Origin of the sequence: Shewanella sp. Actino-trap-3, from assembly GCF_002836275.1 — a bacterium.
Lineage (GTDB): Bacteria > Pseudomonadota > Gammaproteobacteria > Enterobacterales > Shewanellaceae > Shewanella > Shewanella psychromarinicola.
The window spans coordinates 1922517-1941318 of sequence record NZ_PJCE01000001.1 but is presented as its reverse complement, the minus strand read 5'-3'; the positions used below and the strand labels follow the sequence as shown (position 1 = coordinate 1941318).

General features: G+C 39.8%; 16 protein-coding genes and 1 other RNA gene. 14 read left to right on the top strand and 3 right to left on the bottom strand.

The window, feature by feature from the left end:
• Positions 1–18: 18 nt before the first annotated feature.
• From CXF80_RS08260 to CXF80_RS08230, 7 genes are all read left to right on the top strand, one after another.
• On the top strand, positions 19–1062 hold the full coding sequence (locus CXF80_RS08260; protein ID WP_101032426.1) for an alkene reductase: 1044 nt from the start codon (positions 19–21) through the stop codon (positions 1060–1062).
• A gap of 249 nt (positions 1063–1311) precedes the next feature.
• Positions 1312–2634, top strand: coding sequence for a leucine-rich repeat-containing protein kinase family protein (locus CXF80_RS08255; RefSeq protein WP_198554819.1), 1323 nt, complete (start codon positions 1312–1314; stop codon positions 2632–2634).
• Positions 2635–2792: 158 nt separating this feature from the next.
• Entirely contained in the window at positions 2793–2984 is a 192-nt protein-coding gene (locus CXF80_RS08250) for a CopG family transcriptional regulator (protein WP_101032424.1), read from the top strand.
• Positions 2985–3187: 203 nt separating this feature from the next.
• Positions 3188–3532, top strand: a complete 345-nt coding sequence (locus CXF80_RS08245) for a zinc ribbon domain-containing protein YjdM (protein ID WP_101032423.1) — start codon at positions 3188–3190, stop codon at positions 3530–3532.
• Positions 3533–3881: 349 nt separating this feature from the next.
• Complete coding sequence (locus CXF80_RS20085) at positions 3882–4028, top strand: hypothetical protein (protein ID WP_157822199.1); 147 nt, start codon at positions 3882–3884, stop codon at positions 4026–4028.
• A 120-nt stretch (positions 4029–4148) separates the two neighbouring features.
• Positions 4149–4541 carry a hypothetical protein gene (locus tag CXF80_RS08235; protein WP_101032421.1) on the top strand — a complete coding sequence of 131 codons (393 nt, stop codon included), beginning with the start codon at positions 4149–4151 and terminating at the stop codon, positions 4539–4541.
• A gap of 349 nt (positions 4542–4890) precedes the next feature.
• The gene (locus CXF80_RS08230; protein WP_232772064.1) at positions 4891–7398 is read left to right on the top strand and encodes a DEAD/DEAH box helicase family protein; all 2508 of its coding nucleotides are present in this window, start codon (positions 4891–4893) and stop codon (positions 7396–7398) included.
• Positions 7399–8174: 776 nt separating this feature from the next.
• Here CXF80_RS08230 and ssrA read toward each other — a convergent pair.
• Positions 8175–8530, bottom strand: a transfer-messenger RNA (tmRNA) gene (gene ssrA, locus CXF80_RS08225).
• A 162-nt stretch (positions 8531–8692) separates the two neighbouring features.
• Entirely contained in the window at positions 8693–9184 is a 492-nt protein-coding gene (gene smpB, locus CXF80_RS08220) for an SsrA-binding protein SmpB (protein WP_101032420.1), read from the bottom strand.
• 250 nt (positions 9185–9434) lie between these two features.
• On the opposite strand from smpB, the gene CXF80_RS08215 reads away from it, so the two are divergent.
• A complete protein-coding gene (locus tag CXF80_RS08215; protein WP_101032419.1) occupies positions 9435–9869 on the top strand; it encodes an SRPBCC family protein in 435 nt (144 codons plus the stop codon).
• A complete protein-coding gene (locus CXF80_RS08210) occupies positions 9862–10197 on the top strand; it encodes an RnfH family protein (protein WP_101032418.1) in 336 nt (111 codons plus the stop codon). The genes CXF80_RS08215 and CXF80_RS08210 overlap by 8 nt, the downstream gene beginning before the upstream one ends.
• Positions 10198–10359: 162 nt before the next feature.
• On the opposite strand, the gene CXF80_RS08205 is transcribed toward CXF80_RS08210, so the two are convergent.
• Complete coding sequence (locus CXF80_RS08205) at positions 10360–10863, bottom strand: outer membrane protein assembly factor BamE (RefSeq protein ID WP_101032417.1); 504 nt, start codon at positions 10861–10863, stop codon at positions 10360–10362.
• Positions 10864–11174: 311 nt separating this feature from the next.
• Here CXF80_RS08205 and CXF80_RS08200 point away from each other — a divergent pair, with 311 nt between their 5' ends.
• The 5 genes from CXF80_RS08200 to aceA all read left to right on the top strand — a co-directional run bounded on the left by CXF80_RS08200 (position 11175) and on the right by aceA (position 18560).
• Positions 11175–12011, top strand: a complete 837-nt coding sequence (locus tag CXF80_RS08200) for an SAM-dependent methyltransferase (RefSeq protein WP_101032416.1) — start codon at positions 11175–11177, stop codon at positions 12009–12011.
• A 349-nt stretch (positions 12012–12360) separates the two neighbouring features.
• Complete coding sequence (locus CXF80_RS08195; protein ID WP_101032415.1) at positions 12361–12573, top strand: hypothetical protein; 213 nt, start codon at positions 12361–12363, stop codon at positions 12571–12573.
• 50 nt (positions 12574–12623) lie between these two features.
• Positions 12624–14366: a tetratricopeptide repeat-containing diguanylate cyclase gene (locus CXF80_RS08190; RefSeq protein ID WP_157822198.1), complete on the top strand. Its 1743-nt coding sequence runs from the start codon at positions 12624–12626 to the stop codon at positions 14364–14366.
• Between the two features lie 1128 nt (positions 14367–15494).
• The gene (gene aceB, locus CXF80_RS08185; protein WP_101032413.1) at positions 15495–17147 is read left to right on the top strand and encodes a malate synthase A; all 1653 of its coding nucleotides are present in this window, start codon (positions 15495–15497) and stop codon (positions 17145–17147) included.
• 96 nt (positions 17148–17243) lie between these two features.
• Positions 17244–18560 carry an isocitrate lyase gene (gene aceA, locus CXF80_RS08180; RefSeq protein ID WP_101032412.1) on the top strand — a complete coding sequence of 439 codons (1317 nt, stop codon included), beginning with the start codon at positions 17244–17246 and terminating at the stop codon, positions 18558–18560.
• Positions 18561–18802: the final 242 nt, after the last annotated feature.

Here is an 18802-nt window from a genome sequence, read left to right as displayed (position 1 = left end):
AAGAAAAGAGATTATCACATGACGGCCAATTTATTTACCCCTTACAAACTTAACGACACCCTAACATTATCAAACAAGATTTTAATGGCACCATTAACGCGTTGTATGGCAGATGATGACCTTGTGCCGACACAGATGATTGCCGATTATTATGCACGCCGAGCTGAAGCGGGTCTTATTATCAGCGAAGCGACAATTATTCGTCCAGATGGCCAGGGCTACCCAAATACCCCAGGTTTATTTACCCCAGCTCAAATTGATGGCTGGCGTGTCGTTACCGATGCCGTACACAAAAATGACGGTAAAATCTTTGCTCAGCTTTGGCATACAGGCCGTGTTGCACACCCGCACTTTTTCGGTGGTGGCGATGTCTTATCTTCTTCTGCACAAGTCGTGGAAGGTACTGTGCCTAGAATGCGCGAATTGGTTTATCAAACCCCAAAAGCCGCCACGGTAGACGATATTAAGCAATTAGTAGCTGATTATTCCCAAGCCGCTGCAAACGCGATTGATGCTGGCTTTGATGGTGTCGAAATTCATGGTGCAAATGGCTATTTAATTGACCAATTCTTACACTATGATAACAACCGTCGTGTAGACGAATACGGTCAAACACCAGAAAACATGTCTCGCTTTGCCTTAGAAGTGGTTGATGCTGTGGTTGCCAGAATTGGCGCAGATCGCACCGCTCTTCGAGTCTCTCCTGGCGCCTATTTCAATATGGCAGCAGATCCTCGCGACCGTGATGTTTTTGACTATTTATTACCTGAGTTGGCTAAACGAAATTTAGCCTTTTTACATGGTGGTATATTTGACGACTCAATGCAGTTTGATTACTTAGGTGGCAGTATATCGGCTTATATGCGCAGTGTTTATACCGGTACGTTAGTGGGTGTGGGCAGCTACACCGCTGAAACGGGTAGCACAGCGATTAGCGAGAACAAGTTTGATTTACTGGCTATTGGTCGTCCATTTATTGCCAATCCTGATTACGTAGCAAAAGTACGTGATGGCGTTGAATTAGTCAGCTACGACGGCGCTATGTTAGCTGAATTGATTTAACGTTGTTTTTTGTTTTTGTTTTTTTGCGTTATTAACTTCAGTAGAGGTTAGTTAAACGTATTTTGTAGGAATCCACTTCTAACAGCTATTTTATGTGTGAGAAGTGGCGCTAAAATTATCAACCCCAATTTGTGTTTTTTAGTATCCGTCTTGGCCACTGCTTTTGCTGTGGTCTTTTTTTTGGCAGAAATTTGTCTCAGTGAGTGCTGTCTATTACTATGTCGGCAATTTTAGGCAAAGAGATGCATGATGCAAACACTGCAACAATTAAATGATGGTTTGTTACTGGGTTATCAACGGGTCAATATCGCAGCACAACTCACTGAGTTTCCGGTTAACTTGTTTGAGCTAGCCGATACCTTAGAAGTACTTGATCTTAGCAACAACCAATTGTCGTCATTGCCGGCTAACTTTGCCGACTTGCATCAACTTAAAATCTTATTTTTGTCTAATAACCTATTTGATCATCTGCCAGCAGTATTAGGTCAATGTCCTAATTTAGAGATGATAGGCTTTAAAGCCAATCAAATCAGCAGCGTGCTAGACAGTGCCATTCCAAAACAAACCCGTTGGTTAATCTTAACCGACAACCAGATAGAGCAGTTGCCTGATAGTTTAGGTCAATGTTATCGCCTCGAGAAGCTGGCACTAGCAGGTAATAGGCTCACCTCGCTACCCGCTAGCATGGCAAGTTGCCATCAATTGGCACTTATTCGTTTATCTGCAAACCAGCTTACCGATTTACCTGAGTGGTTATTTCAATTACCTAACTTAGCCTGGCTGGCTTTTGCGGGTAATGCCTTTAGTCATGTTGAACATTGCGACAATACTCGAGTTCCCACCGTGCCATTACGCCAATTTAGCTTAGGTCAGTTACTCGGTCAGGGTGCATCTGGGCTAATTTATCAAGCAGGTCACCATGCCGGAAACTCAAATATTAGCCACTTTAGTAGCGATGCAGATATCGCCATTAAGCTGTTTAAAGGTATGATCACCAGTGACGGTTATCCTGCAGATGAGCTTGATTGCTGCTTAACCGCGGGTGAACACCCTAATTTAATTAATGTGGTGGCACAAATTAATCAGCCCGATCAACTGGGCTTAGTGATGCAACTTATTCCGCCAAGCTTCGGCAATTTAGGTTTACCACCGTCGTTGCAAACCTGTAGCCGAGACACTTTTGAGCCGCAAACGGTATTTACCTGGGCGCGCATTACTTATATTGCTAGCCAAATGGCTGATATTTTGGCTCATTTACATCAAAATGGCATTAGCCATGGTGATCTTTATGCCCACAACATCATGATAAACCAAGACGATTATGTATTGTTTGGCGATTTTGGCGCGGCATCAAATTTAAAACAATTTACCCCACAGCGGCGGCAGTTAATCCAAGCGATTGAGGTTAGGGCGTTTGGTTATTTGGTCGATGATATGCTAAACCTCATCGATAACCCAGATACGTCACAAGCCACGATGTTGCGCCAGGTAGTGCAAGATTGCCTGCTAGATGATGTATCATCCAGACCGTGCTTTAATACATTGTTACCGCGTTTAGCGAGTATTGCTTAAACCATAAACATTCGAGTTAAGGCTTATTTAGGTAAATTAACTTAATGACGCCTGAGCTCGAATGAATTTCAGCGTAAATAACCAATACAGAATATGGTCTTTATCAACACACTGCATTACAATCAAATTATCATGTTGTCATTAAAGGCTCGCCCACAGTGGAAAATAAAACTGCACGTTTTACCGTATTAATGGACCCGTTAAAAAAGCAGGCATTTGAGCAGCTGTGTGCCGCTCAAGATCTCACGCCATCACAAGTCACTCGTCAGCTTATTCGTGAATATCTGCAAAAGCACGATGTGAGTTTTGGTGATAATCAAAGCCGTCCCAATCCACAAGTGAAAAGCTAACGTTGGTCTACACTATCGTTAAGTTAATTCGGTTGCTGCACTGCCTAGGGTAGTCAACTTGTGATAATAGCATTATAATGCCATTACAATAATTCGGCAGGGTAGATACTTTTCTATCTCACGCCAATCGATAAAGCCTGTCGAACTGCGTATTAGCGCTATTAACATGTTCGACAACTGCCAAGAACACAGAGAGTAAAGATATGAGTGATGTAATCCCGCCATGCCCAAAATGTGAGTCTCCGTACGCTTATTCAGACGGTACATTATTAATTTGCCCTGAATGCGCCAATGAATGGAACCCAAATGAAGAAGTGGTTGATCCAGACGCTATCATTTTAAAAGATGCCAACGGCAACTTATTAGCAGAAGGCGACAAAGTCACCTTAATCAAAGATCTTAAAGTCAAAGGCTCATCGCTAGTGCTTAAAGTCGGCACCAAAGCCGTGATTAACCACCTTGTCGACGGCGACCACGACATCGATTGTAAAGTCGATGGCAATGGCCAAATGATGCTGAAATCAAAGTTTGTTAAAAAACAAAGCTAATTATACTTAAGCCCGTCGCGTTAGTGACCATTTGTTAGGCTTGGTAAAATGAATAAAAATCTCCGTTGATATCGCTATTAACGGGGATTTTTTATGGACTCGGGTTCAAGTCCCGCCGCCACACCTGAACGGGTTATTGTTGTTCCAAAAGTATATTGTTTAGCAATGCCCGAACGCATGCTTGCCCAGTGGTGCTCCCCAAGTGCAATCACTTCCGTGACACGCTGTAAACCCATCCATGGGCGCTCTGCGAAAACACCCATGTTTTCGATGGTCACAGCCGCGATTGCACCTGTGTCTCTACTTTCTTCGATTTAGCCGTTTTTGTAGTTATCAAGAATATGCCGCCATGCAATATTTTTGTGGCACCACAAGCCCATTTAGCATGTTCCCCAATCAAGATATTCAGACATTGCCGTTTTTGGGTATAGCGCCATTTGAACAGCAAGACATTCTCGACTTAGTAGAAAGCCACTTAAGACGAGCATTAATGTAATGGTTAAGATTCCCTTTAAATAACTAAAATAGGTTACTGATTAACATTGATTTATTGTCTTCTGGCCCATTAGTTGATAAGTTTTACTCTTAACCAGTCATCTTATGGAAGATCCCGTGTATGGACACACCAGCCAAAGAAATTGTCTTACCTCAAGACCCTACCGAGTTAAACAGTACTGCCGACAATCAAGAATCAACTGAGCAAGCTGCAGATAAAACAACGCATCGATTTCAAGCTGATTTAGACAAAGCCCAATCGGCGGTGAGCGTTGGTGGCTCACTGAGCTCGTTCAGCTCATTTATCCATGGAATGGTGTTACTTGGATCTATCATTTTCACATTCAAACTCTTAAAAAGCGGTGCCGATGTCGTCGTGCTAGCCCCTTTCTTACTCGGCATTTTAGGGGTATCAATATCCTGGGCCATCGTTTATGCATTGCTGATTATTGTTGTCACCAATCCCCTAACAGCGAAGCACTCGATTTACCAGTCATCTAAGATTAAGGAGTAATATATATTTCTTACTAGTCAGTTCATTATGGTAACTTTGAATAGTCTAATAGACTGAAAGCTTGGTGCTTTCTTTTTTTAAAGGCGTGTATCGACCTTGAAAAGGTTTAATTCTCAATGCTAAGCACATTCAGCACTAAAAGGTGTTTATTGCTTTAGATAAGATTTAAACAGGTTCAAATATCAATAAAAATGTAGTTTAACGACAATACTCTATCATCGTATTTTTTTGAGAAATGAGTAATACACCTAATAAACTATTTTCAATGCAGATTAAACTAATAGATACATCACAGTATTATTTTATACATATGAAGAAATGATTCGGACATGATTGATTTTAGTAAAGATTGAAAACAAAGGGATTGGTAAAGAAGGTTAATCCTATTGAGGTATACGATTCCCTAGATAGAAGAAGTGAAACTGGGCCTTTACGGCCTTCGCAGCTTAATATTCTGTCTGATTGGTTTTGTAATAGATCTAAAAATAAAGACAATGTAATAAAACTTCATACTGGAGAAGGGAAAACGTTAATAGGATTACTGTTATTGCAGTCTAAAATTAATGAAACAGGTATGCCTTGTTTATATGTATGTCCTAATAAATATCTTGCTGAACAAGTAAAGCAAGATGCTAAGAAATTTGGCATTCAATACGTTGAAACTAGTGGTAGTAGAGAGCTTCCAGAGCAATTTCTTAATGGTGAAAAAATTCTTATTACTCATGTTCAGAAGGTTTTTAATGGATTATCAAAGTTTGGTATAGGTGCGAAATCTTTAAATGTTGGAAGTATAGTTCTTGATGATGCTCATGCTTGCGTCGATTCAATTAGAAGTGCTTTAACGATTACAGTGAACAAAGAACATGCTATCTACAAACATTTTATTGAATTATTTTCAGATGATCTAAGTTTACAGGGTGAGGGAAGCTTTTTAGATATTCGTGATGGAGATTACAACACAATGCTACCAATACCTTACTGGTGTTGGTTAGATAAAATTGATGAAGTAACAACTTTTTTAGCCTCTCATAAAAGTGATGATGGCATAAAATTTTCTTGGCCATTATTGAGAAATATGGTTAAAAATTGTCAGGCTTTTATATCAGGAGCAAAGTTAGAAATATCACCATATTTATTGCCAATCGAAGAGTTTGGCATCTTTCATAACGCTAAAAATAGAATATTAATGTCAGCAACAACACAAGAGGACTCTTTATTTATAAAGTGTTTAGGTTTTGGTGTTGAGGCGTTGTCAAACTCTTTGTTAAACCCAGAGATGAAGTGGTCTGGTGAAAAAATGATATTAATGCCTTCTTTGATTGCTGAAGAATTAGATAGAGAAGCTGTGGTTGATGCATTTGCTAAAAGTGTTAAAGGTAGACGTCATGGGGTTGTTTTCCTTACTTCTTCTTTTGCAACAGAGGAACAATTTAAGCAACTTGGTTCAATAGTCGCAAAAACTGATACAATTGCTCAAAATATAGAGTCATTGAAAAGTGGTCATTACAACTCTCCTGTAGTTTTCGTAAACAGGTACGATGGTATTGATCTTCCTGATGACTCATGTCGAATTCTTATCATTGATTCTAAACCATACTTTGATACATTAATTGACCGGTATGAAGAGGAATGCCGCCCAACCAGTGATATTTTGAATTTAAAATTAGCTCAAAAAATTGAACAAGGATTAGGTCGGAGTGTAAGAGGAGAAAAAGATTACAGTGTAATAATTCTTTTAGGAAGTGATTTAGTTAAATATGTCAAGAGTCCTATTACACAGAAGTATTTTTCTCTCCAAACTAGAAAGCAGATACAAATAGGATTGGATATTGTTGATATGATATCTGAGGAATCAAACCAATTGAACTCAGTTAGTTTGTTAAATAATGTGATTGATCAAGCAATAAATCGTGATGAAGGATGGAAAAATTATTACATAGAGAATATGTCTTTATTGGAAAGTGAAAGTGTTGATAATAGTTTATATGAGCTTGTTAAGTTGGAATATGATGCTGAGGTTAATTATAACAATGGCATATATGATCAAGCGATCAAAAAAATGCAGACATTATGTGATAGTTTTTCTGGTGATGCTCAAGAAAAATCATGGTTTCAACAACAACTGGCACGATATAAGTATCTAAATTCTAAAGCAGAATCTATAAAGTTGCAGCGTAGTGCATATTTAAATAACAAAAGGTTGCTAAAGCCTAATGTAATGATTCCTTATGAGAAGCTTAGCTATATGAATTCAAATAGAATTTCAAGAGTTAAACATTGGATATCTAACTATGATTGCTATGAAGATCTAATTTTATCAGTCAACCACATTCTTGATGATTTATCTTTTGGTATTAACTCTAATAAGTTTGAAATGGCACTTAACTCAGTAGGCGAAATGTTAGGTTATATATGTGCTATGCCTGATAAAGATATCAAAAAAGGACCTGATAATTTATGGTGTGGTGTAAATGACAAGTACATTATGTTTGAATGTAAGAATGAGGTTTTGGAGACCAGAAAAGATATTAACAAACACGAAGCTGCACAGATGAATAGCCATTGTGAATGGTTTAAATCAGAGTATGGTGAAATGACTAAATGTGAAAAGTATATTGTTATACCTACTAACCATTTATCCTATCACGCTGATTTACCTAGTGATGTTAAGGTTGTTAATCGAACTAGATTGAGCAGATTTAAAGGGTGTATTAAAGCCTTTTTTCAAGAACTAGCGAAGTATGACATATCTCAAGTAACCGACGAAAATATTCAGTTATGGTTAAATACACATAGTTTGAGTGAGAGAGAGATAATGAGCATATATTCAACGGATATAAAACATCAGAATAGCTAATCCCGAAACCTTTCCAATCCGTTCAAATCAGTAAAAACCATATTCTAGGCACTCCAATGTTATTGAGAGTGCCTTTATGTTTCAGCTTACCGCCCTTAGCAGCTAGTTAACCTTTGATATTACCACGGCCAATGCCGATGGTAATATTCAGGCTTTGCTTGACGGTTTCTTTGCGCCAGTAGTTGGACGCCCAAGTGATGTAAAAACTTGTGAGTGGCTTATTGCGTCTATATTGTGCTAAATGTTAATACTTGGCTTTAAGTTTTGATTTAAGATAACGAATACCAAACCTTCAACAAAGCAACAAACAATCCCGCAGACTCAATGGGTCTACGTCCGAGGTGTCCGAAATAGCGTGATGAAAATGCCGTAGTGACATCATGGATGATGGCACAGGCCCAGGGGTACAGGGATGTACCATCTGAGCCGTTAGGCGATTTTTATTATGCTATGAGGATCAACACTTTGTCGGAGCTGCTGGGGTGATCCAAGAGGGAATAGCCGTTGGTTTCCTCTTGGTCGGGTGTGGGCGAAGCGCCACGACGTTGCTTATATTCAAAAAGCGATATTATCAAACTCATAACAGTCTAATATGAAGATTGACATTGGCCTCAGCGATGTACCCTTTGCCTAGGCAATAATTATCAATGAAGTGTTGGTATCGAATAAACTAATTTGATTATAAAACTCATCCAGCCACAATAATAAAGCGGATTAAACTGAGCTAGCAGACAAACAAAAAGGGCTTAGCATTGCTGCTAAGCCCTTCTATAAATTGGTGGAGGCGGCGGGACTTGAACCCGCGTCCAGAAAGCCTACATCCTCGGCACTACATGTTTAGTCTCTCTTTTATTTAACCAAGCAGTCTCCGAAAGACAGGATGCTACTTGGTGAGTCCGGTACTGTTTCGCGGTTCACCCCCGGACGGAGTTCCCTCGCTAGCACACTGTAATATGACCATCAGAATCCACTGTCCACGTGCGAAACGTGTGGTTGATGGCTAGCTAGCCTAAGCTGCTAGAGAGTAGTTAGAGTCGTTTGCAACTATAACGGTGCGGCTTTTTACGAGGCCAACCGCCCCTCGACATGCTCCTTGGGTTTCGTGAATCCTGTCGAATCCAGAATCGCCCCCAATTGAGTTAACTATAGCGTGTTGTTAGATGAATACCTAGCGTCCATTAACAAAATATAATCGTTTGTTCACTATCTGTTCGTAATAGGCTCAACTTCGTAATAGAGCTCTGTTAGTTAAAGACTTATCAGTGTTATTCACTTCAAAGGTCTATTGACGAGATTAAGCGTTCTCTTTGTCTTTTTTCATGACACGCGCTTTTTCAATTTTCCATTCGCGTTCTTTGGTGTCTTCACGTTTATCGTGATCTTTTTTACCTTTACCTAAACCAATTTCTACTTTTACCCAAGCGCCTTTACGCCAGTACATTGATAATGGCACTAAGGTGTAGCCTTGACGTTCAATTAGGCCGGCAAGTTTGTCAATTTCTTTGCGCTTTAATAGCAGTTTTTTTGTTCTGATGGGATCACATATTACATGGGTTGAAGCGGTATTAAGTGGTTGAATAGTACAACCATGCATAAAGGCTTCACCCTCTTTAATATATACATAACAATCAGATAAGTTGACTTTCCCCATACGAATGGACTTAACTTCCCAGCCCATAAGTTGCAATCCCGCTTCGACCTTTTCTTCGATGCGGTATTCAAAGGTCGCGCGTTTATTACGTGCGATGCTCGCTGAGGAATTTTTTGCTGATTTCTTTTTTACCATAGTTATTACCGTCTGATTGCCGTTATTGACCTGAAGGATGGTGCTGGACAACCCGCAGTGAGCCCATTTGATAAACTCTATTAAGTTAATCTATTAACTAATAGATATGGGGGAGATTTTTGATCTTTCAACGATTATACCCAGTTTCTTAGTGATTGTGTTATTTCCAACGTGATTTAACACTCTCAAAGATGCCTTTTTTGTTTAACGTGATAAAATCGAGCTATTGTATTAAGGATAGTGATGTCAGATGCCCAAGATTTCCAAGAATGTACTGGTTAGATTTAGTGCCTTACAGATGTATGATTTAGTCAATGATGTTGAATCGTATCATGCTTTTCTACCCGGATGTGTTGGGGGGAAGGTGCTTGAGTTTGATGGTAAAACCATGGTGGCTTCGGTTGATGTCAGTAAAGCGGGGATCAGTAAAACATTTACCACGCGCAATCAAGTTGTTCGCGCCAAATCGATTTCACTTGAATTGGAAAATGGCCCGTTTAAGTATATGCATGGCTTGTGGACATTTACCGAGCTGACCGAAGATGCCTGTAAAGTTGAATTCGATTTAGATTTCGAATTTTCTAGTGTGCTTGTTGATATGGCGTTTGGTAAGGTATTTAAGGATTTAATGTCGTCGATGGTGATGGCATTTACCGACAGGGCAAAGGTGATTTATCGTGATTAATGCAACAGAAAAATTTTCGGTAGATGTTATTTATGCATTGCCAAAACAACAGAAAATTATTCCGATTATGGTGTCGCCAGGAACCACATTTATTGAAGCCGTTAAGCAAAGTGATATGGTGCTTTTTTTTCCTGATATTAACCTTGAAGAGGTTAAGCTTGGGGTATTTAGCCGTCAGGCTAAACATGATGAAGTGCTCGTTCCTGGGCAGCGTGTCGAAATTTATCGCCCGTTAATTGCAGATCCTAAAGATGTGCGTCGTAAGCGCGCCGAAAAGGCCAAAGATGAAGGTCGTATTAATAAAATTACCGGTGCCAAAGTCAACTAACCTTCGCTTAGGATACTAAACGGTTATCAAACCGCCCTTATCCCGAACTAAGGTTAATCAATCTCAACTCGGGCTAAGAGATGAGCTATATAGCAAAAAAAAAGCAGGCTCCTCAATAGAGGTCCTGCTTTTTTTTGCTTAAATCACATGGTGGCATTTGACTTATAACGCTTCATTATCGGTTTTAGCTTGATTTTTTAACGTCGGACGTTGCTCTTCAACCAAAGGTTTCGCATCTGGGCGAACTTCAGGTAATAAAGGCTTAAGATCAGGCTGGTTGACCGAGGGTAATGAGCTTTGCCCAAGCGGGGTATTAAAATCGTTACTGAGATCATAATCACCCACAACACTGGAAACTTTGTCGCCATTAAAGTGAATAATCAATTCTTTATGGGTAATGCTAGCATCTCGACCACTTTTGAAATGATACACATAATACCAAGTGTCATCGGAGAAGCTGTCGCGCAATACTGGGCGACCTAAAATATATTCGGTTTGCTCTTTAGTCATGTCGATACGAAGTTTATCGACTTGCTGTGTTTCCATGTAGTTGCCTTGGGGCACGTCTGGTTTATAAATCAACCAGTCAAACACACTGCATCCGCTAAGAGATAATGAAAGCGCTACTGCGCTTACAAGGGTAAGACTTTGTTTTTTGTTTATCATTGTCTGCGCTACTTCCTAAATTCTGTCGGTCATCATACCCAAGCTGTCCCTATGCTGACAAGGGGCTATTAGAAGATGTTGTGGCTTTGAGTCAATTTAGCGCGCTAAGTTCCATTTTTCGGATAAATAAATTTATAGTAAATTTTCATTTTTATTTATCGTTACAGCAGAAATGTTGGTAAGATGTTGTTAAATTGTCCGATTTAAACGCTCGAGCTAATATTTGTCGATATCAAATGCTATTTATGTATAAGTCACTGATAATTTATATTTTATATAAGTTGTAGTGATTACAATAATAAGAAACCACTATGACTATTCATCCATCGCAGGTAACAACATTAGCTAGTGCAAACCAAGGTAAGCTTATTTGTGTTGGAACCGGGTTACAGCTTGCTGGGCAAATAGGCGTATTAAGTTTGAGTTATATTGAGCATGCTGATGTGGTGTTTTCGTTAGTGCCCGATGGTTTTTCTGAACGGTGGCTGATGTCGCTTAATGCTGATGTGCGTTCACTACAAGTTTACTATGCTCAACACGATGAGATAAAAAATCGCCGTGATACTTATGCTGAAATGATCAATGCCGTTTTAGATGAAGTGCGCCTAGGTAAATTAGTTGTGTGCGCATTATATGGGCACCCAGGGGTGTTTGCTTGTGTGGCGCATTTATCCATTAAACAAGCCCGTGCTGAAGGTTACGACGCGAGCATGTTACCGGGGATTTCAGCCGAAGCGTGTTTGTGGGCCGATTTAGGCATCGATCCTGGCAATAGTGGTCACCAAAGCTTTGAGGCTACTCAATTCATGCTTTATCACCATGTCCCAGATCCTACAACGCACCTGTTACTTTGGCAGATAGCCCTTGCTGGCGAACACACCTTGACTCAATTTAGTACCACTGAAGCGAGATTGCAGGTTTTGGTTGAACATTTATCTCAGTGGTATCCGCTTAATCATCAAGTGATTATATATGAAGCAGCAAATTTGCCATTTCAATCACCAGTGATAGAGCGTATATCGCTGTCGGCATTGCCAGAGGCTAGGTTAACGACGATTAGCACATTATTGATCCCTCCTGCGAGCCAAATCACTCTTAACCATGAAATGTTGGCTAAATTAGGCATAACAGCATTAGATATAGGGTAAGTGACTGTTAAAATTAAGAGATTATACGATACAATAAGAGAGGTATTATGGTTAACATGACGACTTTTTTATTAAGCTGGATATGGATGCAGAAATCATGGAATACCCTTTTGCCAATGTTAATCGGCACATTTAGAATATGGCTCATTGAAATTGTCAGCTAATGTAAGGGTAACAACTAGCACCGTTTGTTGTTAACCCCACTGGAATGTAAGTACACTCCAGCTTATGAACGCTAGCTAAATCAGTAGCATGCTCTTTAGGTGTTGAGTTGCAACCTGTTATGTCATTATGATTATGAATTAACAATAAAAAACTAAAATAAATTCTTAAAATAGAGAGCAATAACATGTCGAACATAAGTACATTTTTTACTAAACTGGGGACTAATGCTGCGCTATTAGAAGCATATAAGCGTGATCCTCGCGGCGTAATGAAATCAAATGGATTAACAGAAGAAGAGATTGAAGCGGTAATGTCTGGCGATAAAACGCGCATCAGCCAGTTGTCCGGTGACAAAGAAATGGCGATGTATTTGATTGTGCTAAATCCAACAGAGTAGTTATTTTGTTAAAAAAATTACCCTACATATTTATAATCTTTGTATCGTTTTTGAGCTGTACGGCGATTGCCGCTAGCATTGATTATGATAAAGGCTTAGATGCTATTGAAAAGTCATTGCAGACTGATATTAATCAAGCCATTGAACAAATTGATGCTGCATTATCTTCTGAGTCATTGTTAACGGCTCAACAACACAGTCGTTTGTATGGGTTATTAAGTGCAAAGTATATTTATTTGGGCGATTTTGTTGAAGCGGATAAGGCATTAGATAAAGCGTTAACGTTTAACCCAACAGGGGAAGTTCTGACAAATATTTATTTATTTAAAATTACCGTAAATATAGCGCAGCGAAACTATCAACGAGCTTTTTCTCTCTTAGAGGAAAATTTTTCTCGTATCGAAAATTATCAAGATAACAGCATAAAAATAAAGTCTTATAATCGCTTGTCGAACGTGTACTTACAACTCGGTGCTTATGACGAAATGCTACGAATTTCACAATTAGCACTGAGTTTAAACCAGGGTGCAGATCCACGAAATCAATGTTTTTCAATGCTACTCCTTTCCGTAGCGCATTTAAAATTACAGCACTATGATCAAGCTGAAACATTATTCAAAGACACCCGAGTGTATTGTAAAGATCATGGCCTTCCTTTAATTGAGATTATGTCTATTAAGGGGCAAGGCAATGTGCTGTTTGATAAAGGACAATATGCGGCAGCCGAAAGTTTGTACCTAGTGGCTTTAGAACGCTACCAAAAGTTTAAATTTAAAGTTGAAATTAATGAAATACAGTCTTATTTAAGCGTTATTTATTTTCATTCAGGCGATTACCAACAAGCTAAAATGTTTGCCCAATTAGTCAATGCTTTACCTAATAAACCCAGTAACATGCAAGTAAAAAAGCGTGTTAATGAAGTCCTTTCTTTGATTGCAGGTAAACGTGGTCACTTTGATAAAGCGTACCAATATCAAGTTGTCGCTTCTGCACTGGCTAAGCAATTGCTTGATGAACAGAAAGTAAAAGAAAATGCTTATCAAATGGCCCGCTTTGATAGCGTTGAAAAAAATCGTGAGAATACCAGTTTGATCCAAGATCACGAGTTACTGATAAAACAAAAAGATTTAGTCATGAAGGAAAAAAGCTCCTCCATCATGATCTCAACGTTACTTGTGGGTCTTTCTGTTGGTTTATTATTGTTATTGGTATCTGCTTGGTTGCAACGTAATCAATTTATGAAACAAGCGCAGCGAGATGGATTAACGGGGATTTTTAACCGCCGTACAGGACAAGACATGGCGGAAAATGAATTCATTCAAGCTCAAACGCTTGGCGAGTCATTCTCAGTTATGTTGATGGATTTGGACTTATTTAAAAATATTAATGATCAATATGGTCATGCCACCGGTGACTGGGTATTAAAAAAGGTGACTCATGTGATTGGTGATATGTTGAACTCTACTCATATTTTTACTCGAATGGGCGGGGAAGAGTTTGCTATCTTTATGCCCAAGCAGACTGAAAATATAGCTGCTGATTTAGCCGAACAGATCCGCAGTGAAGTTGCCAATATTAACACTCGTTTCTCTGGCCACGATTTTACGGTTACCATCAGTTGTGGCATTAGCAGTGTCGATAAAAATGATTTAAGCCTTGATCCATTAATTCACCGTGCCGATTTAGCCCTTTATAAGGCCAAACATAATGGTCGAAATTGTGCGGTATGTTACAACGACACCATGAAACCGCCGTCATCAGACAAGCTGACAATAATCGAATCAGGCTTATGATAGCACCCCATGTCATTGCGGCTAAAATCGGCCCCCAGCTGTTGTGGTTAAGGGGGTAAAGTCTCTGCCCCAAGTTGCTTCAAGCAAAATCCTATCAAGCCCCCTAGTGGCAAACATTAACCGCATGCCCACCTTATGACTCTCTTTGTTAGCTCTTTGTTAGCTCTTTCTCAACGCTTTCTCAATTTTTCCCGCCACGTAGCGTATAAGCATGACTCTGTTCACGCTAGAAATGGTTGATGAGTTATCGATAAGTCGATAACTGCCATGCAGTGAGCGTAGCGTTGCGATCACCGCTGTTTAATACTTTCGACTGCACCATTTGGGTTCTCTATTGCCCCATTCGTGAACTTTTTTCATTTTTTTTTAAAAAAAATTTAATTTTATTTAAAACAGACCAATCTGCTTGATCTTGTTGATCGGGTGACGTAACTCACACTTTTAAACGTCCTAATGTCTTTTTTTATAACGTTTACGTGAACGTAAATTTAAAACGGTTGTTTAAATTTTTGAGTTGACTGCTTTAGTTTAGTATCTTGTTTTTAAACAATAAAATGTAGTTACGTATAGGTAAGTTAAAAACGTTATCAAATTGTTTAATTCAACAATGTAGACTAAAGTTATGTAAATATATGTTTACATTGAGTAATTAAATTACAAGCTTTTATACTATTTCAGTTTACTGGTCAATTGGTAAGATGAATTTGTACCCACTCATTTAAAGTATAAACTCTAATTATTAAAGTTAATATTAATCATTAGCTTAATTGCTTTTATTCTTTGGTATTACCAATTTGTGTGATCGTCGACACTGTGTTTAAGGCGGTTTTGGTAAAGTATTAACTGTTGCAATTACAAACGTTTTTGGTTAGTTTTTAGTACGAAACAAACATTTGAACGTTTGTATTTTTAACTTTCAGGTTAACCGTCAGTTTCAGTTAACGATTATTGGCATACTCTTTATTGAACTTGATTTGAAACATTTAAGCGTAGGCCGTGATAGTGGTGCTTAGCTTTACGATTCAATGTGAGTGATAGCAATAACTAGTCTGTTTAAGTAATGAAGCATGACAACCAACATCAACACATATAGCACTATCAACACTGATAGCACTTAGGGAGCCAAATATGACGGCAGAACAATTGGTAGCTCAATACAGTAAGTCCACAGCAAATGCTGATGATTCGCTTAAAACCGATCTCACGTTTATTGGTCCCACTGTCAACGGCCAAGATGAGGTCTTTAACTCTGGCGCCGTGACTTTCCTTGATTCGTTATGCGCAAAGTTTGTTGATGAAGTACCTGAGTTGTTAAGTAAACGTCAACATAAACAAGCTCGTATTGATGGTGGTGAGTTGCCAGACTTTTTACCTGAAACTCGTGCGATACGTGATGGTGATTGGACTATTCGCGGCATGCCTGAAGATCTAACTGACCGACGTGTTGAAATTACCGGTCCGGTTGACCGTAAAATGATCATCAACGCGATGAACGCCAATGTAAAAGTGTTTATGGCTGACTTTGAGGACTCCTTAGCACCAAGCTGGCTAAAGATTGTAGAAGGTCAAATTAACCTTCGTGATGCCGTACGTGGTGATATTGATTTTACCGCCCCAGGAACAGGTAAGCATTATTCGCTTAATCCAGACCCTGCGGTATTAATTGCACGTGTACGTGGTTTGCATCTTATTGAAAAACACATTGAATACAAAGGTAAACCTATTCCTGGTGGTTTAGTTGATTTTGCAATGTACTTTTATCATAACTATCGCCAACTGTTAGCTAACAACTCAGGACCTTACTTTTATATTCCTAAGTTAGAAAGCCATCTGGAAGCGCGTTGGTGGGCGAAAGTCTTTGCCTTTGTGGAAGAGCGTTTTTGCTTACAGCCTGGCACGATTAAATGTACGTGTTTAATTGAGACATTACCTGCGGTGTTTGAAATGGAGGAGATCCTTTATGAGCTTCGTTCGAACATTGTCGCACTTAATTGTGGTCGTTGGGACTATATCTTTAGCTATATTAAGACATTAAAGAAATACCCTGATCGTGTGTTACCAGACCGTCAAGCCGTCACCATGGACACTAAGTTTTTAAGCGCCTATTCACGCTTACTGATTAAAACCTGCCATAAACGCGGCGCATTAGCGATGGGTGGTATGGCGGCGTTTATTCCAGCCAAAGATGAAGCGACTAACGAACTCGTATTGCAAAAAGTACGTGGCGATAAAGAGTTAGAAGCCCGCAATGGTCACGATGGTACTTGGGTTGCTCATCCAGGTTTAGCCGACACCGCAATGAAAATTTTTAATGATTATATTGGTGGCGATAGAACCAATCAATTGCATATTACCCGTGATGTGGATGCGCCGATTTTAGCCAGCGAATTACTTGAGCCTTGCGATGGAGAGAAGACGGAAGCGGGAATGCGTTTGAACATCCGCATTGCTTTACAGTACATCGAAGCATGGATCCAGGGTAATGGTTGCGTACCGATTTACGGTTTGATGGAAGATGCTGCTACAGCAGAGATATCGCGCACTTCAATTTGGCAGTGGATCCAACACGGCAAGAGCTTATCAAATGGCAAATTAGTCACCAAAACATTATTTAAAGACATGTTGAAAGAAGAAATGGCCAACGTGAAGAAAGAGCTCGGTGCTGAACGTTTTAATGCTGGCAAGTTCAGTGTAGCGGCAGGGCTGTTCGAGCAAATTACCACTTCAGATGAGCTAGTCGATTTCTTAACATTACCAGGATATGAACTGCTAACGGCTTAATACGCCAGTTATCAGAATATTAATTACAACACTACTGAATTAGGCAAAGTCGAAAAATTCACTTTGCCGACCCATTACACAGGAAGGAGCGACATTATGACTACACAACTAACTCGTCAGCAACAGGTTGATGCTATTAAGAAAGATTGGGCTGAAAATCCACGTTGGAAATCGGTTAAGCGTCCTTTTACCGCTGAAGAAGTCGTCGCATTACGTGGCTCTGTCGTGCCAGAAAATACGATTGCGAAACTGGGTGCCGCTAGATTGTGGGATCTGGTTAATGGCGGCGCTAAGAAAGGCTACGTTAACTCTCTTGGTGCACTCACAGGTGGTCAAGCTGTACAACAAGCAAAAGCGGGTATTGAAGCGATTTATTTATCAGGCTGGCAGGTTGCTGCGGACGCTAACTTAGCGGGCACTATGTATCCTGACCAATCACTATACCCAGCTAACTCTGTACCAGCAGTAGTAAGCCGTATTAATAACTCATTCCGCCGCGCTGACCAAATTCAATGGGGCAAAGAAGTCAATCCTGGTGATGACAATTACACTGACTATTTCCTACCTATTATTGCAGATGCAGAAGCGGGTTTTGGTGGCGTACTAAATGCTTTCGAACTAATGAAGTCGATGATTGATGCTGGTGCTGCTGGCGTTCACTTTGAAGACCAACTCGCGTCTGTTAAAAAGTGTGGTCACATGGGCGGTAAAGTTCTAGTACCAACCCAAGAAGCAGTACAAAAGCTTGTTGCTGCGCGTTTAGCTGCAGATGTGAGCGGTGTTGATACGTTAGTTATTGCACGTACTGATGCTAATGCTGCCGATTTAATGACTTCAGATTGTGATGAATATGACCGTGACTTTGTGACAGGCGAGCGGACTAACGAAGGTTTCTACCGTGTTAAAGCTGGCTTAGACCAAGCGATTTCTCGTGGTCTTGCCTACGCACCCTATGCTGATTTAATTTGGTGTGAAACCGCTAAACCTTGTCTTGAAGAAGCGAAGAAGTTTGCTGATGCCATTCATGAACAGTATCCAGATCAACTACTTGCTTATAACTGTTCTCCTTCATTCAACTGGAAGAAGAACTTGGATGATGTAACGATTGCTAAATTCCAGCAAGAGTTATCAAACATGGGCTACAAGTACCAGTTCATCACGTTAGCAGGCATTCATAACATGTGGTACAACATGTTCGATTTAGCCTATGACTATGCACGTGGCGAAGGCATGAAGCATTATGTTGAAAAAGTACAAGAACTTGAATTTGCTGCAGCTAAGAAAGGTTACACTTTCGTGTCGCACCAGCAAGAAGTGGGTACCGGTTACTTCGATCAAGTAACAACATGTATACAAGGCGGTAAGTCTTCAGTAACTGCACTAACGGGTTCTACTGAAGAAGAACAGTTCTAAGATAGTTGCCTGACCATTTTACAAGCTTAGTCACTTTGTGACTGTTGTAACCCCGTGCGGCTCACCTACAGGTCGTACGGGATTTTTATCCAAGTATGATGGATTATAAGTATATGCTTAGTTGTTGATCTTGATTGTTTGGGTACTTCCTCCCAGTAAGCTTTTTTAACCACATTATTTGTGATTGCGGCTCTTGTGAGCCGTTTTTTTTTACCTACTCATTTATCCAAAAATCCCACGGA

Bases quoted from the DNA above. Each gene is read 5' to 3' on its own strand.
- aceA (WP_101032412.1), top strand. From the start codon at position 17,244: ATGACTACACAACTAACTCGTCAGCAACAGGTTGATGCTATTAAGAAA.
- smpB (WP_101032420.1), bottom strand. From the start codon at position 9,184: ATGGTAAAAAAGAAATCAGCAAAAAATTCCTCAGCGAGCATCGCACGT.
- CXF80_RS20085 (WP_157822199.1), top strand. From the start codon at position 3,882: ATGCAATATTTTTGTGGCACCACAAGCCCATTTAGCATGTTCCCCAAT.
- CXF80_RS08195 (WP_101032415.1), top strand. From the start codon at position 12,361: ATGTCGAACATAAGTACATTTTTTACTAAACTGGGGACTAATGCTGCG.
- CXF80_RS08200 (WP_101032416.1), top strand. From the start codon at position 11,175: ATGACTATTCATCCATCGCAGGTAACAACATTAGCTAGTGCAAACCAA.
- CXF80_RS08235 (WP_101032421.1), top strand. From the start codon at position 4,149: ATGGACACACCAGCCAAAGAAATTGTCTTACCTCAAGACCCTACCGAG.
- CXF80_RS08205 (WP_101032417.1), bottom strand. From the start codon at position 10,863: ATGATAAACAAAAAACAAAGTCTTACCCTTGTAAGCGCAGTAGCGCTT.
- CXF80_RS08260 (WP_101032426.1), top strand. From the start codon at position 19: ATGACGGCCAATTTATTTACCCCTTACAAACTTAACGACACCCTAACA.
- CXF80_RS08255 (WP_198554819.1), top strand. From the start codon at position 1,312: ATGCAAACACTGCAACAATTAAATGATGGTTTGTTACTGGGTTATCAA.
- CXF80_RS08215 (WP_101032419.1), top strand. From the start codon at position 9,435: ATGCCCAAGATTTCCAAGAATGTACTGGTTAGATTTAGTGCCTTACAG.
- aceB (WP_101032413.1), top strand. From the start codon at position 15,495: ATGACGGCAGAACAATTGGTAGCTCAATACAGTAAGTCCACAGCAAAT.
- CXF80_RS08245 (WP_101032423.1), top strand. From the start codon at position 3,188: ATGAGTGATGTAATCCCGCCATGCCCAAAATGTGAGTCTCCGTACGCT.